Source organism: Idiomarina sp. OXR-189, assembly GCF_034373425.1.
Lineage (GTDB): Bacteria > Pseudomonadota > Gammaproteobacteria > Enterobacterales > Alteromonadaceae > Idiomarina > Idiomarina zobellii.
Window position 1 is genome coordinate 826,224 of sequence record NZ_CP139706.1, and the last position, 14,499, is coordinate 840,722.

Consider the following 14,499-nt stretch of genomic DNA (forward strand, 5'->3'; position numbering starts at 1 on the left):
AGTCGGTTGAACGCAGGAGGAACTATGCAGATTTTGTTGGCGAACCCACGTGGCTTTTGTGCAGGTGTTGATAGAGCCATAACCATTGTTGAGCGTGCTTTGGAGATTTTTGAGCCGCCAATTTATGTGCGTCATGAAGTGGTTCACAACAAATATGTCGTCAATAAATTGCGTGATGCAGGCGCTATTTTTGTTGAAGAACTGCATGAAGTGCCAGACGATCATATCGTGATTTTCAGTGCTCACGGTGTATCTCAGGCGGTACGTCAGGAAGCAAAAGATCGCGGCTTGAAAGTGTTTGATGCCACTTGTCCGCTAGTGACTAAGGTACATATGGAAGTCACCCGTGCCAGCCGAAAAGGCCACGAGTGTGTGCTCATTGGTCATGCCGGCCACCCGGAAGTTGAAGGCACAATGGGCCAGTATAAAAACGAAGAAGGCGGCATTTATCTGGTTGAGTCGCCGGAAGACGTCGAAAAGCTAGAAGTTAAAGACCCGAAAAACCTTCATTATATGAGCCAAACAACGTTGTCGGTTGATGACACTGCCGACGTTATTGAAGCCCTGCGTCAGAAATTCCCAGATATTAACGGCCCACGAAAAGACGATATTTGCTATGCCACCCAAAACCGTCAGGACGCAGTGCGTGAATTGGCTAGTGACGCGGATATAATGTTGGTTGTCGGAGCGCGCAATAGCTCGAACTCAAACCGTTTGCGTGAACTGTCAGAAAAGATGGGCACACCGGCTTATTTAATTGATGACGCCAACTGTATTGATAAAACATGGCTTGAAGGCAAAGAAAAAGTCGCTGTCACCGCAGGCGCATCAGCACCTGAAGTATTAGTGCAGGAAGTTATTGCCAAGTTGCAGTCCTGGGGTGGAAAAACGGCTGTAGAACTCAGTGGCCGCGAAGAAAACATCACTTTCTCTATTCCACCAGAGTTAAGACCTCATCCAGCGGCTTAGTTTTAGTGGCTGTTAAAATAACTGTTCCGGACTAATATCCAACGCAATAGCGATGCGTTTTAACGTATCGCTTCTTGGGTTATACCCAGGGCGTTCCATCTGTGCGACGGCTGACTGTGAAATACCAAGCTTATCTGCTAACTCTGTCTGACTGATTGTCTTAAACTTTCTCCAGGCTGCGATCATATTGCCCCCTGTCGATAGGCTGAGCTCTAATACCTCGTGAGGAATAAATTCATTGCTATTCTGAGAGTGGAGCAGGGCGATATAATCTTCGTAGGGAATAACGGCATACTCGGGCTGCCCATTTTTCTCAATAATTTGTACGTCAGTAGGTGCGTTCATCTCTCTTTTTCACCTCGTTTATTCGAACAATTCTGACTGTGTCGAGATGGGCGAACAGAACTCTGTAACGTCCAACTCTTAACCGATATAAATGTGTTGCTCCCTTTAGCTTTTTTACATGCAAGCAATTAGGAAACCTCTTCAATGTCGAGATTTTCTCAACGACGGGCTCCTTATCAACTTCAGATATTTTATGAAGTTGCTTAACGGCTTTCCTTGTCCATTCTATTTTATTCATTATATATTATAAATAAGTTATTGCTAATTTATCGAGATAACCAGATTTGTAACGAGTAAGAGTTGTCTTCGCCCCAGGTAACTTCGGTATCAACTGAAGCATTGCTCTCGTCTATTAAGTTAATAATGGAGTTGATAAGAAATCCGTTAATCTCGGTTTCAGGTGGAGGAGGAGATCCACTTCTCCAAGCAATATGGGCATCTTGTATATAGCTATTTAAAGCTTCCACAGCCTGAGCTCTGCGTTCAGCTCTTTCAATAGCAGTTAATCCTATCTGAAGCAGTTGCTGGCTGCTTACAGCCCACATAGCCACAAGTGCGGAAGCCACTAATGTCTCAACCAGCGAAAAGCCTTTACTGCTGTGATGACTCATAAAGCGTTTTTTGTTGGTTAAAGTCAGCCGCAAGTTGTTCAGAAAACACTTGCCACTGATGAGCTTGCTGAGCCTCCAGCATTTGCGCGTAAAACAACAGAGCAGCCAAGCTCGCGGAGCTAAGGCTTATGAGTGTGACTAACGTCAGTATCAACGCGAATCCTTTCGCTTTCATAATGAACATCCATTTCTGTTACTGAGGGAAAACGGTAATTGTCCGCTTAAATTGTTGTTCCTGAACGCCTTGGGTTGTCTCTCGCGAAATCAACAATGTAATAAACAGCTTCGAGCTGTTTTCTGAATTTAAGGAGGCATCAGCTTCAACCTGTAATTCCTGAACGTAAAATTGCGCTCTATCGGTTAACGACTGCCAACCATAACCCGCGCAGTCCAGCGTCATCGGGTTATTCTGTAACTGATAACCTCTAACCCTAAAACCGACAGAGCCTCCGTTTTGTGTCGGAAAGACATAGCAACCACGCTCTGGGTTTTGCAGGCCTTCAACCACCGCACTGTTTAAACTGCTAAAAAACTCCTCTGCAACCGCTTGCCCGTTCAACGTAAACCGTGCCTTTGAAACGGAGCTATGTTGAGCGCCTTTCTGCCATTGCAATAGCTGTTGTGCAGTCATGACAATAATGGCTCCCAGTGACGCAGCAACAAGCACTTCAATTAAGCTGTATCCATTACTTTTTTGAGCGTGCTTTCTGTCTAGCATGAGGACAAACCAGGCAAAGCTGGCCCATGACTGACACAGGAGCGAACTCGACCCTTGCTGCTAATAATGACTTTCACGGTATTGCTATTGTTCATAATGCGAATATGCCCGGGCGCAGCACCGCCAGAAACACCGTAGAATACTAACGGGCTTGTTGAGCTATAAGTCGACTCCGTTGCCAGCTCAAACACATTTGAACGACCTTCGAGAGGCGCGAGATCTGCCATTATATTGTCTTCCGCTCGTTGTGCTTTTGCTTTGACTTGGTGTAAATACGACAGCCACCGAGAGCTCGCCTGTTGCAGTAATAAACTTTCAGTCTGCTGTTTGAACAAAGGCATCGACAAGGCACCTAACCCAGCCGTTATAGCCAATGCAATCAGCAATTCAATTAAGGAGTAACCGCGCACAGAGCCCCCTGTTATTCGAAGTGCAGATAGTTTAGCCGCAAGCCAAAAAATGTCTGTAAGCTAGCTCGCACCGTATTGTCAGCAACTATTTAAAAAGCTGGCTCGATTCTTGAATAAAACACCGCAGGTTCAACTTTTTGACGCAACAGGAAGACGTATGGCGAGCGGTGCCGAAAAGTTAGTAAGTTTAAGAAATTTCACGCAAAACAATGCCCATTTAATTAAAGGCTTTGGTACACCTTTAGCCATTATGGCCATTTTGGCGATGGTGGTGCTGCCTATTCCGGCGATGGTGCTGGATATTCTGTTTTCGTTCTCTATTACACTATCGCTAGTGGTTATGCTGGTTGCGGTTTATACCCAACGACCACTGGATTTCGCTGCCTTTCCGACAGTTCTGCTTATCGCCACAGTACTGCGGCTTAGCTTAAACGTGGCATCGACACGTATCGTTTTACTCGAGGGCCACAATGGGCCGGGCGCAGCAGGTAGCGTCATTGAAGCCTTTGGTAGTGTTGTCATCGGCGGTAACTACACCGTTGGTTTAGTGGTCTTCGCCATTCTCGTTATTATTAACTTCGTGGTTATTACTAAAGGTGCGGGGCGTATATCCGAAGTAACCGCTCGCTTTACGTTGGACGCCATGCCAGGTAAACAAATGGCCATTGACGCGGACTTGAACGCCGGCCTTATTAACCAGGAAGAAGCCAAACAGCGACGCAGTGACGTCACTCGGGAAGCTGACTTCTACGGCTCAATGGATGGTGCCAGTAAGTTTGTTAAAGGCGACGCCATCGCCGGTATTCTTATTCTTCTTATCAACATTGTTGGTGGCTTGCTCATTGGTATGATCCAGTACGGCTTGACCTTCGGTGAAGCGGTAGAAGTGTACACGCTTCTGACCATTGGTGACGGCTTGGTCGCCCAAATTCCAGCACTGTTACTGTCTGTTGCAACCGCAATTATTATTACCCGCGAGAATGACAGTAAAGACATGGGTGACGCGGTTGTTCTGCAGTTGCTCGACAACCCGAAAGTATTGGTTATTTCCAGCTCGGTATTGTTCGCTATGGGTGTGATTCCGGGTATGCCTCATTTAGCGTTCCTCAGCATGTCGGCAATTCTTGCGGGCGCTGCGTATTTCAAACTTAAAAAGAACAAGACCGAGCAAGGCGAGCTGGTTGAAAAAGAACAAGAGCAGCAAGTTCAGCAGGCACAGCAAAAAGAACTGTCCTGGGACGATGTTCGACATGTTGACACCATTGGCCTGGAAGTGGGGTATCGCCTTATTCCATTGGTTGACAAACAGCAGGGCGGCGAGCTCCTTTCCCGTATTAAAGGGGTGCGTAAGAAGCAGTCGCAGGAATTCGGCTTCCTGGTACCCGCGGTGCATATTCGGGATAACCTCGACTTAGGGCCTAACAGCTACCGTATTACATTAATGGGTGTGACCATGGGTGAAGCGGAAATTCGCCACGATTGGGAGCTTGCTATTAATCCGGGTCAGGTCTTCGGAGAACTTGAAGGCGAAAAAACCACTGACCCTGCTTTCGGTCTGGACGCAGTATGGATCCGTCCAGAGCAAAAAGAGCACGCACAAACTCTGGGTTACACCGTAGTGGATGCTGCGACGGTAGTGGCCACTCACTTAAGTCAAATTGTTACTAACCATGCGTCGCAATTGCTGGGTCATGAAGAAGCTCAAGAGCTGCTTGATCGCCTTGGGCGTACGCATCCCAAGTTGGTAGAAGGACTTATTCCTGACTTATTGTCCCTGGGTAACTTTGTCAAAGTGTTACAGAACTTACTGGATGAAGGCATTGCTATACGCGATATGCGCACCATTGTGCAAACGCTGGTTGAGTATGCCGGCCGCAGTCAGGATCCTGATGTATTAACGGCCGCCGTTCGAATTTCTCTGCGTCGCTTAATTGTTCAGGACATTTCAGAAGGTGAAGCAGAACTGCCTGTCATAACTTTGGCGCCAGAGTTGGAACAGATGTTGCATCAGTCACTACAGATGGCTGGTAACGACGGAAATCAGCAAGGCGCCGGTATTGAACCAGGTTTAGCCGAACGCTTGCAACAGTCGTTACGCGAAACGCATCAGCAGCAGGAAATGAACGGGGAACCGTCAGTGTTGCTGACATCCGGGCTACTACGCTCAACTATGGCGCGATTTGCGCGCCACGCTACCGACGGTATGCGTGTGTTGTCGTATCAGGAAATTCCGGATGACAAACAAATTCGCATTGTCAGCTCAATTGGTGGACAACAAAACAGTGGTGAACAAACCGCTACCTAAGACAACGGGAGTCGCTTGTGAAAATTAAACGCTTTTTTGCAGAAGATATGCGTCGGGGCTTACAGCAGGTTAAAGAAACCTTAGGTGCTGATGCAATCATTCTTTCAAACAAAAAGGTTAACGGTGGTATCGAGCTAGTGGCGGCTGTTGACCCTGACGCGCGTGCGCCGGAAGCGGCTCCGGAAATGCCTGCAAATTCACATGCGCCACAGCCGCGGCAAGCACAGCAAGAGTCGGAAGCTCCGGCTCAATCTCTGGCGGAACTGTTGCAGCGCCAAAATGCGACGTCTGCGTCTGCGCCTCAGCAACCTGAACCGCAAGCAGCGACTCAAGAAGACCATGGCGGTTATCAGCAAATGGCGCACCAATCTGCGTCAGCTCAACCGGAGCAACCACAAGCAGATATTTTCCCTGAGCAAATGAATACACCTGACAGTAACGACTCGGAAGCGATAGCAGAGCTGCGCTCACAGGTTAACGGTATTCGTCAGTTGTTAGAGCATCAGTTAAGCGGCCTCATGAAGCAGGAAATGGAGCGCGAAGAGCCGGTGCGTGCCATGTTAATGCAGCGACTCATGACAATGGGTCTTAGCGAACGTATTGCTGACCAAATTGCCTGCTTTATTCCTGAAAGCAGCTCAGACGAAGATGCCTGGGAGCAAACCATGCATTTGTTGGAAGGTCAGTTGAATACCACCAACGACGATATTTTGACACGCGGCGGGGCTGTTGCTCTTGTCGGTCCTACCGGCGTGGGTAAAACCACCACTATTGCTAAGTTGGCGGCGCGTTATGCGCAACGTCATGGCGCGGATAAAGTCGCATTGATTACTACTGACACCTTCAGAATTGGTGCCAGTGAACAATTACAGACCTACGGACGTATTATTGGCTGTCCAGTGAAAGTAGCAAAAGATGCGAAAGAATTAGCCGACTCTTTGTTGTCGCTGCGCGATAAGAGCCTGATTTTAATTGATACAGCGGGTATGGGTCAGCGCGATAAACGCTTAAGCGAGCAACTGGGGCAGCTTATCCAGAATACACGCCTGAGAATTCGACCTTACCTGGTATTGTCGGCAACCTCACAAAATCAAGTGTTAGATGACGCAGTTAAGCAGTTTAAAACACTACCTTTGTCGGGTTGTATTTTTACCAAACTGGACGAATGCTTAAGTTTAGGAGAAAGTATCAGTGTGGCAATTGAAAACGGCCTGCCTGTTGGTTATGTGACCAATGGTCAGCAAGTGCCTGAAGACATTAAAGTTGCCGACGCAAATTATCTGGTGTCTGAAGCCGAGCGATTAATGGACAAAAGCATTTGTTCCTCGGTATCAGACGTGCCAAAATCGTACTGGAATGCGGCGTTTTCTCGCTGAGTGAGCCGTTATAAAATGACGCTGTTGTCGAAGAAGTAAAATAAGAGATACGCCCGATGGATCAAGCAAGCGGTCTGCGAAGAATGAAACAGTCAAAAGTAAAAGTCATAGCTGTCACAGGTGGTAAGGGTGGCGTGGGTAAAACCAACGTGTCACTAAATATGGCCATTGCTATGGCGAAGCAAGGGAAACGAGTACTGGTACTTGATGCCGACCTTGGCCTGGCCAATGTTGATGTCATGCTGGGCTTGCGTGTCGAGCGCAATTTGTCCCATGTACTGAGCGGCCAATGCGAGCTGGAAGATATTTTAATTGAAGGCCCGGGCGGCATAAAAATCGTTCCCGCGACATCGGGTACTCGCTCGATGGTTGATTTAAGCGAGTCTGAGCACGCAGGCCTTATTCGTGCATTTAGCCAGCTGCAGGGAAATTACGACACTCTTATTGTCGATACGGCTGCCGGTATCGGTAACACCGTCGTCAGCTTTGCCCGCGCTTCGCAGGATGTCCTTGTGGTTGTCTGCGATGAACCAACCTCAATTACCGATGCTTACGCACTGATAAAAGTGTTAAGTCGCGAGCAGGGACTCTTCAAGTTCAAAGTGGTTGCCAATATGGTGCGCAATATGCGCGAAGGGCAAGTACTGTTCAATAAATTGACTAAGGTCACCGATCGCTTTCTTGACGTAGCGCTTGAGTTAGCGGCAATTGTTCCTCACGATGAAAACCTGCGCTTGGCGGTTAGGAAGCAACAACCGATGGTGTTGGCGTATCCTAAATCTCCGGCGTCACTGGCGTTTAAAGCATTAGCGAAGAAAGCTCTGGATTGGCCAATTCCTGCTCAGGCAGGAGGGCATTTAGAATTTTTCCTTGAGCAATTGATAACTTCTGCCGATAACGGGAGTAAGCGGGATGTTGCCAATGAATAAAGCCGCCGCTTATGCCGCAACAGCCGACAACCGTAACGCCATTATTGAGCAGCATACGGGGCTGGTTAAGCGAATTGCACACCACATGATGGCGAGGTTGCCAGCGAGTGTGCAAGTCGATGACTTAATTCAAGCGGGCATGATAGGCTTATTAGAAGCGGCGCGGAATTTTGATAACAGCAAAGGGGCCAGCTTTGAAACCTTTGCCGGAATACGTATTCGTGGTGCCATGTTGGATGAAATTCGACGTGGTGACTGGGCTCCGCGCTCAGTTCACAGAAATCATCGCCGCGTACTAGAGGCCATACGGCAGGTCGAGAATGACACCGGCCGTGACGCAAAAGATACAGAAGTTGCCAGTAAGCTGGGCATGAACCTGGATGAATATCACGCCATTTTAAGAGATGTGAGTTCGGGACGCATTATAGGTATTGAAGACTTAGGCGTTTCAGAAGATGCGTTAATGCCCGAGCAAGTGACAGGCTCAGCATACGAACCGCAGCGCGATGTCGAAAACGTAGCGTTTCATAAAGCCCTGGTATCGACAATTTCTTCGTTACCAGAGCGTGAAGCTTTAGTGCTTTCATTGTATTATGATGAAGAATTGAATTTGAAAGAGATAGGTGAAGTGCTGAGTGTGAGTGAATCTCGCGTCAGCCAAATTCACAGTCAGGCAATGGTGCGGCTCAAGTCGCGAATGCAGAATTGGGTTGAATAATTTTGGTGGTAATCGAGAGCCTCAGTGGAGGGTGCTTTGGATAAAAATATGAAAATTCTCGTTGTAGATGACTTTTCTACAATGAGACGAATCATTAAGAACTTACTTCGTGATCTTGGTTTTACGAATATTCAGGAAGCCGATGACGGCAACACGGCTTTGCCAATGTTGCAGAACGGCGACTTCGACTTTGTCGTGACCGACTGGAATATGCCGGGCATGCAGGGTATCGACCTGCTTAAAGAGATTCGTAAAGACGATAACTTGTCGCATTTGCCGGTATTAATGGTAACGGCGGAAGCCAAACGCGAACAAATCATCGCTGCTGCACAAGCAGGGGTTAACGGCTATATCGTTAAACCGTTTACAGCTGTGACGTTAAAAGAAAAGCTCGACAAGATTTTCGAACGCATTAGCTAAAAAGGGCTATTACCATGTCTGATAAAGCCCACGATATTTCCCTCGAGCAGGCTAAAGAGCTCGTGTCTTTGCTGGAAGAGGGGAAGCAGCAACAAGCCAATCAACTTCTGGAAGACGTTTATAACCGCCGCAACGACAAACTGTTTACTTCAGTGGGTCAGTTGACGCGTGACCTCCACGAAGCTCTGCAGGACTTCCAGCTGGATCCTCGCATTGTGCAAATGACAGAAGATGATCTTCCTGACGCGCAAAACCGTTTACAGTACGTCATTCAAAAAACAGAAGACGCCGCTAACCGGACAATGGACGCGGTAGAGGCTTGTTTGCCGATGGCAGACGACATGCATCAGCGCGTTGAGAGCGTAATGCCGGTCTGGAATCGACTGATGAGCAACGATATTCAGTTAAATGAATTCAAGTCTTTGTGCCATGAGGTCGATGATGTACTTAAGCGCTGTGGTGAAAATATGCCACAAGTGCATGGGCTTATGACCGAAGTACTTATGGCTCAGGATTATCAAGACATTACCGGACAGGTCATTCGACGGGTTATTCAACTGGTTGAAGACGTCGAGAAAAACCTCATTGAACTGTTAAAAATATTCGGCAAAGAAGAAGCGCGCAGAGAAGCGGAAAAGGCCGAATCTTCAAAGCAGAAAAGTGCCAGTGAGGCAGAAGGCCCAATTATTGATGCCGATAAACGTGATGACGTTGTTGGTGGGCAAGACGAAGTGGACGATTTATTGTCCAGTTTAGGTTTCTAGGAGCATCAGTCGCATGAGCTTTGATATGGATGAAGACATACTGCAGGACTTTTTGATCGAGGCGGGAGAAATCCTCGAGCAGTTGTCTGAGCAGTTAGTTGAGCTAGAAAACGACCCAGAAAACAAAGATTTATTAAACGCGATTTTCCGTGGTTTCCATACCGTGAAAGGTGGCGCAGGCTTCCTGTCGCTAACCGCCTTAGTGGATACCTGTCACGGTGCTGAAAACGTGTTTGATACTTTGCGTAATGGTCAACGCACAGTTACGTCCGACTTGATGGATGTGATTTTGCAGGCGCTGGACACTATCAATGCTCAGTTTGCACAGGTGCAAGCTCGTGAAGACATTAGCCCAGCCGATGACAAATTACTTGAGTTATTGCATAAGCTTAGCCAGCCAGAGTCTGAAGACGAGGCGCCTATCGAAGCACAGGCTGAAGAAGCTGAGCCGGAACCAGAGCCAGAAGCACCTAAAGAAGAAGCAACTGAAAGCTCAGGTGATGGCGGCATAGACGAAATTCAGGACGATGAATTTGAAGCGTTGTTGGACGAGTTACACGGCGAAGGCAAAGGTCCTGGCGCCGGTCAGTCGGAACAGCCGTCAGAAAAGCCAAAAGCGTCTGCTGATTCTACCCAGAGTGACAATGATGAAATTACCGACGACGAGTTTGAGTCGTTGTTAGATGAGTTGCATGGCTCGGGTAAAGCACCGGTAAGTGCCGAGAAAAAACAAGAAAAGCCGGCAGACAGCGACGAAATTACCGACGATGAGTTTGAGTCACTGCTGGACGAGTTACATGGTTCAGGTAAGGCACCAACAAAGAGTGCGGATAACGGCAAAGACGATAAGCCGAAAGAGAAACCTAAGCCAGAGAAAAAAGCTGAAGCTAAGCCTAAATCTGAGCCAAAAGCCAAGCCTGCAGCTAAACCAGCCGCTAAAGACGATAAACCGAAAGCGGCGGATAAGCCGGCTGATAAGAAACCTGCAGCACCACAGCAGCCAGCAGCAGAAACCACTGTTCGGGTCGATACCAAGCGTCTCGATGACATAATGAACATGGTAGGCGAGTTGGTACTTGTGCGTAACCGCTTGCTGAGCCTGAGTAACTCAGACGACGCTGACAGCGATGAAATGGGTAAAGCCATTTCTAACCTAGATGTGGTGACAGGTGACTTACAAGGCGCAGTCATGAAAACCCGTATGCAGCCAATTAAGAAAGTGTTTGGCCGCTTCCCTCGGGTGGTTCGTGATTTGGCGCGTAGCCTGAAAAAAGAAATTAACTTAGAAATGTTCGGTGAAGATACCGATTTGGATAAAAACCTCGTCGAAGCTTTGGCCGATCCGTTAGTTCACTTGGTGCGTAACTCCGTCGACCATGGTATTGAAATGCCAGACGACCGTGAAGCAAAAGGTAAACCACGGGCAGGTACGGTCACCTTATCAGCCTCTCAGGAAGGCGACCATATTATGCTGTCGATAAAAGACGACGGCGCGGGTATGGATGCTGAAAAGCTGAAAGGTATAGCCATTAGTAAAGGTATTTTGGATACCGATGCAGCGGCGCGTTTGAGTGACGAAGATGCCTATAACCTGATTTTTGCGGCTGGCTTTTCGACCAAAGAAGAAGTGTCTGATATCTCCGGCCGTGGTGTCGGCATGGATGTCGTAAAAACTAAAATCAGCCAATTAAACGGTAGTGTCAAAATTCAGTCAGAACTGGGTAAAGGTACCGAACTATTGATAAAAGTGCCGCTCACTTTGGCTATTTTGCCGACCTTAATGGTGGCTGTAAAAGATCAAACCTTTGCATTACCACTAGCGGTTGTCAGCGAAATCATTGATCTGGACATGAAGCGCACCAACACCGTCGATGGTCAGTTAACGCTTATTGTTCGTGAGCGCGCGATACCGCTGTTCTTCCTTGAGCACTGGCTGGTGAGAAACCCAGACCGCTCAAGCCGAAATGAGAATGGTCATGTTGTGGTCGTTCAAATAGGTAACCAACAAGTTGGCTTTGTAGTTGATGCCCTTATTGGTCAGGAAGAAGTGGTCATTAAACCATTGGATAAACTGTTACAGGGCACGCCGGGTATGGCGGGGGCAACTATCACTAGTGATGGTGGTATTGCGCTGATTGTCGACGTACCAAGCATGCTGAAGTATTACGCTAAACGATAACGGGACACACCGTTCATGACAGTTAAAGTTCTCGTAGTGGACGACTCGGCGTTTTTTAGACGCCGAGTTACCGAGATTCTGGAAGCACACTCAAATATACAAGTTATTGGCTCCGCTAATAACGGCGAAGAAGCTGTGGCGCAAGCAAAAGCCTTAAGGCCTGACGTTATAACCATGGACATTGAAATGCCAGTGATGAACGGCATTGATGCGGTGAAAACCATTATGGGCAGCAACCCTTGCCCCATTTTAATGTTCTCGTCACTGACTCACGAAGGCGCGACCGCAACGTTAAATGCGTTAGAGGCCGGCGCTGCCGATTTCTTACCTAAGAAATTTGAAGATATTGCTCGTAACCGCGACGAAGCCGTAAAAACGCTGCAAGATCGAGTTTTGGCTATTGCTAATCAGCCTGCAGCGCGAACGCCAACAATTACCCGCACTCCGCCGCCTTCAAGCAGAACCACAGAGCCAGCAAAGCCGAAAGAGCCAACATCAGCACTCGAGCGTATTCGTCAACGCAACGAAGAACGTCAGAGTCAGCGTGAAGCATCGTCGCGGCTAGCGGATGCAGCAGGCTCTTTAAGCATTAATCGTGCGTATCAAATTTTGGCGATTGGCACTTCAACCGGTGGCCCCGTTGCCTTGCAGAAAATACTAACGCAATTACCGGGTAATTTTCCGTACCCCATTGTTATGGTGCAGCACATGCCAGCGGCTTTCACTAAGGCCTTTTCACAACGTTTAGATGGCTTGTGTAAAGTGCGTGTGAAAGAAGCTGAAGACGGTGATGTATTGATCCCAGGCACGGCTTACTTGGCTCCGGGCGGTAAGCAGTTAGTCGTAGAAGGCCGCTCCGGCAGTGCCAGGCTGCGGGTCAAAGAGGACACCAGCGGGCGTGTTACGTACAAGCCAAGTGTCGATTTAACTTTTGCCAGTTTATCGAAAGCCTATATGGGCAAAGTTCTGGGTGTTATTTTAACCGGCATGGGTGCTGACGGCCGCGAAGGCTCTCGTATGTTAAAACAGCAGGGCGCTACTATCTGGGCTCAGGATCAGGACAGCTGTGTTGTTTATGGAATGCCTCAAGCGGTGGCGTCAGCGGGTATTTCAACGAAAAGTATTAGTTTGGATAATATGGCGCGCTCAATCATGAAAGAAGTCGGTTACAGCGGAGTTTAATAGGGTGCTTATATGATTGTTTGGACGGTAGCTAACCAGAAAGGCGGCGTGGGGAAGACCACCACAACAGTCGCTCTGGCAGGGCTATTGGCCGAGCAGGGTAAGCGGGTGTTATGTATTGACACTGACCCTCATGCCTCACTGACGTATTACTTTGGCTTCGACTCTGAAGAGCTGACTCACAGCGTTTTTGATGTCTTCAGTGCGGGTAAAAATGTTAATCGCGAACTCATGCGTGAGTGCATACTGCCCACCGAATTTGAGAGCTTGAGTGTTATGCCGGCAACCATGGCTTTAGCCACGCTTGACCGAAAGCTGGGCACACAGGGCGGTATGGGGCTGGTGTTAAAAAGAGGGTTAGCATCGGTTAAAAATGACTACGACTACGTGCTTATCGATGTGCCGCCGGTACTTGGCGTACTAATGGTTAACGCATTAGCCTGTTGCAACCGTGTGCTCATACCCGTTCAAACTGAATTCTTGGCGTTGAAAGGCCTCGACAGAATGATGCGTACGCTTATGCTCATTCAAAAGTCTCGTGGCGAAGAGCGACCATATACTATTATTCCAACCTTGTACGATAAACGAACCAATGCGTCATTGCAGACGTATAAGAAGCTCGTTGGTCGTTATGGTAAGTCGGTGTGGAACGGCATGATACCTATCGACACCAAATTCCGGGATGCGTCGAACGAGCAAACACCGCCGTCGCTTTATGCGCCTAAGTCACGTGGTGTGCTGGCGTATCAGTCGTTATTGATTCACCTGCAGCAATTGGAGTTAGGCTAAGTTATGAATAGCAAACATTCCAATAGTGAACAGGCAATGACGGAGTACCTCGATGCATTGTTGCTCGAGGATGAAGTGGTTGAGTTCGATAACGAGCCGGTTAAGAAATTGCTGGAGCAGGCGGCCCCAAAAATACAGCAAGTGACTCAGCAAGAGTCGGTGACACTGAACCGAGATGAAGATTTATTACCTTTAGTTTCTGTAAAAGCGGACGATACTGATATTAGAGAAGCGCTTGCTGAGACTGAGGCCGTAGTGGAAACGGATACTCAGGTTGAGCCGGAAGAAGAGCCTCAGCCAGACGCTATGTCTGAGTATATGGAGGACGACTTTCAGGCGCTGTTCTTTAAGGTGGCGGGTTTAACATTGGCTGTGCCGCTGAAAAGTTTAGGTGGTATTCATCAGGTAGGGAAAATAAGCCCGCTGATGGGTAAACCAAAATGGTTTAAAGGCATAATGACAGAGCGGGAAGACAAGCTACAGGTGGTTGATACCGCTCGCTGGGTTATGCCGGAGAAGTACACGGAAGAGCTGGAAGAGTCGTTAGACTATCAGTATCTTATAACGTTAAATGACAGTCCCTGGGGGCTGTTATGTGAAGAATTGGTAACCAGTGAGCCACTGCAACCAGAAGCAATTCAATGGCGTAAGGCGGGTAACAATAAACGTCCCTGGTTGGCTGGAGTGGTTCGTGACAGAATGTGTGCATTGCTCGATGTAAACGCATTGATTACACTTCTGGATAACGGTCTGGGACATATCCAGCAAGACTAATAACGCATGG

Annotated in this window: 17 protein-coding genes; 11 read left to right on the top strand and 6 right to left on the bottom strand. The window is 48.1% G+C overall.

All coding sequences use genetic code 11. The features are described from left to right. Positions 1 to 24 precede the first annotated feature (24 nt). Positions 25 to 969, top strand: a complete 945-nt coding sequence (gene ispH, locus UM402_RS04040) for a 4-hydroxy-3-methylbut-2-enyl diphosphate reductase (protein WP_058579512.1) — start codon at positions 25 to 27, stop codon at positions 967 to 969. Between the two features lie 12 nt (positions 970 to 981). On the opposite strand, the gene UM402_RS04045 is transcribed toward ispH, so the two are convergent. The 6 genes from UM402_RS04045 to UM402_RS04065 are packed head-to-tail and all read right to left on the bottom strand — an operon-like array spanning position 982 to position 3,053. Further along, the gene (locus UM402_RS04045) at positions 982 to 1,314 is read right to left on the bottom strand and encodes a helix-turn-helix domain-containing protein (RefSeq protein ID WP_058579511.1); all 333 of its coding nucleotides are present in this window, start codon (positions 1,312 to 1,314) and stop codon (positions 982 to 984) included. Further along, entirely contained in the window at positions 1,298 to 1,552 is a 255-nt protein-coding gene (locus UM402_RS12740; RefSeq protein ID WP_416182884.1) for a type II toxin-antitoxin system RelE family toxin, read from the bottom strand. The genes UM402_RS04045 and UM402_RS12740 overlap by 17 nt, the downstream gene beginning before the upstream one ends. 28 nt (positions 1,553 to 1,580) lie before the next feature. Further along, positions 1,581 to 1,925 (bottom strand): PulJ/GspJ family protein, encoded by a 345-nt coding sequence (locus UM402_RS04050; protein WP_058579510.1) that lies wholly within the window; start codon positions 1,923 to 1,925, stop codon positions 1,581 to 1,583. Further along, positions 1,906 to 2,100, bottom strand: a complete 195-nt coding sequence (locus UM402_RS04055) for a hypothetical protein (RefSeq protein ID WP_058579509.1) — start codon at positions 2,098 to 2,100, stop codon at positions 1,906 to 1,908. Before UM402_RS04055 ends, UM402_RS04050 begins: the two co-directional genes overlap by 20 nt. An 18-nt stretch (positions 2,101 to 2,118) precedes the next feature. Continuing rightward, positions 2,119 to 2,643 (bottom strand): prepilin-type N-terminal cleavage/methylation domain-containing protein, encoded by a 525-nt coding sequence (locus UM402_RS04060; protein ID WP_058579508.1) that lies wholly within the window; start codon positions 2,641 to 2,643, stop codon positions 2,119 to 2,121. Next, entirely contained in the window at positions 2,637 to 3,053 is a 417-nt protein-coding gene (locus UM402_RS04065) for a prepilin-type N-terminal cleavage/methylation domain-containing protein (RefSeq protein ID WP_322295451.1), read from the bottom strand. Before UM402_RS04065 ends, UM402_RS04060 begins: the two co-directional genes overlap by 7 nt. Before the next feature lie 157 nt (positions 3,054 to 3,210). Between UM402_RS04065 and flhA the strand changes: the two genes are divergently transcribed. The 10 genes from flhA to UM402_RS04115 are packed head-to-tail and all read left to right on the top strand — an operon-like array spanning position 3,211 to position 14,489. Further along, positions 3,211 to 5,358 (top strand): flagellar biosynthesis protein FlhA, encoded by a 2,148-nt coding sequence (gene flhA / locus UM402_RS04070; protein ID WP_058579507.1) that lies wholly within the window; start codon positions 3,211 to 3,213, stop codon positions 5,356 to 5,358. A gap of 17 nt (positions 5,359 to 5,375) precedes the next feature. Continuing rightward, entirely contained in the window at positions 5,376 to 6,734 is a 1,359-nt protein-coding gene (flhF, locus tag UM402_RS04075; protein WP_058579506.1) for a flagellar biosynthesis protein FlhF, read from the top strand. Between the two features lie 56 nt (positions 6,735 to 6,790). Further along, on the top strand, positions 6,791 to 7,663 hold the full coding sequence (locus UM402_RS04080; RefSeq protein WP_058579505.1) for a MinD/ParA family protein: 873 nt from the start codon (positions 6,791 to 6,793) through the stop codon (positions 7,661 to 7,663). Next, a complete protein-coding gene (locus tag UM402_RS04085) occupies positions 7,656 to 8,381 on the top strand; it encodes an RNA polymerase sigma factor FliA (protein WP_058579601.1) in 726 nt (241 codons plus the stop codon). The genes UM402_RS04080 and UM402_RS04085 overlap by 8 nt, the downstream gene beginning before the upstream one ends. A gap of 36 nt (positions 8,382 to 8,417) precedes the next feature. Next, positions 8,418 to 8,801, top strand: a complete 384-nt coding sequence (gene cheY, locus UM402_RS04090; protein WP_053953012.1) for a chemotaxis response regulator CheY — start codon at positions 8,418 to 8,420, stop codon at positions 8,799 to 8,801. A gap of 14 nt (positions 8,802 to 8,815) precedes the next feature. After that, positions 8,816 to 9,565, top strand: coding sequence for a protein phosphatase CheZ (locus UM402_RS04095; protein WP_053952945.1), 750 nt, complete (start codon positions 8,816 to 8,818; stop codon positions 9,563 to 9,565). A gap of 13 nt (positions 9,566 to 9,578) precedes the next feature. Next, the gene (locus tag UM402_RS04100; RefSeq protein WP_058579504.1) at positions 9,579 to 11,744 is read left to right on the top strand and encodes a chemotaxis protein CheA; all 2,166 of its coding nucleotides are present in this window, start codon (positions 9,579 to 9,581) and stop codon (positions 11,742 to 11,744) included. A gap of 15 nt (positions 11,745 to 11,759) precedes the next feature. After that, positions 11,760 to 12,926 carry a protein-glutamate methylesterase/protein-glutamine glutaminase gene (locus UM402_RS04105; protein WP_058579503.1) on the top strand — a complete coding sequence of 389 codons (1,167 nt, stop codon included), beginning with the start codon at positions 11,760 to 11,762 and terminating at the stop codon, positions 12,924 to 12,926. Positions 12,927 to 12,938: 12 nt separating this feature from the next. Continuing rightward, positions 12,939 to 13,715, top strand: a complete 777-nt coding sequence (locus UM402_RS04110; protein ID WP_058579502.1) for a ParA family protein — start codon at positions 12,939 to 12,941, stop codon at positions 13,713 to 13,715. Between the two features lie 3 nt (positions 13,716 to 13,718). Further along, positions 13,719 to 14,489: a chemotaxis protein CheW gene (locus UM402_RS04115; RefSeq protein WP_058579501.1), complete on the top strand. Its 771-nt coding sequence runs from the start codon at positions 13,719 to 13,721 to the stop codon at positions 14,487 to 14,489. The last annotated feature ends 10 nt before the right edge of the window (positions 14,490 to 14,499 follow it).

What these genes read in the sequence shown, in the direction of transcription:
- UM402_RS04050 (WP_058579510.1), bottom strand. Translation starts at nt 1,925, where the DNA reads ATGAGTCATCACAGCAGTAAAGGCTTTTCGCTGGTTGAGACATTAGTG.
- UM402_RS04045 (WP_058579511.1), bottom strand. Translation starts at nt 1,314, where the DNA reads ATGAACGCACCTACTGACGTACAAATTATTGAGAAAAATGGGCAGCCC.
- UM402_RS04060 (WP_058579508.1), bottom strand. Translation starts at nt 2,643, where the DNA reads ATGCTAGACAGAAAGCACGCTCAAAAAAGTAATGGATACAGCTTAATT.
- ispH (WP_058579512.1), top strand. Translation starts at nt 25, where the DNA reads ATGCAGATTTTGTTGGCGAACCCACGTGGCTTTTGTGCAGGTGTTGAT.
- UM402_RS04105 (WP_058579503.1), top strand. Translation starts at nt 11,760, where the DNA reads ATGACAGTTAAAGTTCTCGTAGTGGACGACTCGGCGTTTTTTAGACGC.
- UM402_RS04100 (WP_058579504.1), top strand. Translation starts at nt 9,579, where the DNA reads ATGAGCTTTGATATGGATGAAGACATACTGCAGGACTTTTTGATCGAG.
- UM402_RS04115 (WP_058579501.1), top strand. Translation starts at nt 13,719, where the DNA reads ATGAATAGCAAACATTCCAATAGTGAACAGGCAATGACGGAGTACCTC.
- UM402_RS04055 (WP_058579509.1), bottom strand. Translation starts at nt 2,100, where the DNA reads ATGAAAGCGAAAGGATTCGCGTTGATACTGACGTTAGTCACACTCATA.
- UM402_RS04085 (WP_058579601.1), top strand. Translation starts at nt 7,656, where the DNA reads ATGAATAAAGCCGCCGCTTATGCCGCAACAGCCGACAACCGTAACGCC.
- UM402_RS04095 (WP_053952945.1), top strand. Translation starts at nt 8,816, where the DNA reads ATGTCTGATAAAGCCCACGATATTTCCCTCGAGCAGGCTAAAGAGCTC.
- flhA (WP_058579507.1), top strand. Translation starts at nt 3,211, where the DNA reads ATGGCGAGCGGTGCCGAAAAGTTAGTAAGTTTAAGAAATTTCACGCAA.
- UM402_RS04080 (WP_058579505.1), top strand. Translation starts at nt 6,791, where the DNA reads ATGGATCAAGCAAGCGGTCTGCGAAGAATGAAACAGTCAAAAGTAAAA.
- UM402_RS12740 (WP_416182884.1), bottom strand. Translation starts at nt 1,552, where the DNA reads ATGAATAAAATAGAATGGACAAGGAAAGCCGTTAAGCAACTTCATAAA.
- UM402_RS04110 (WP_058579502.1), top strand. Translation starts at nt 12,939, where the DNA reads ATGATTGTTTGGACGGTAGCTAACCAGAAAGGCGGCGTGGGGAAGACC.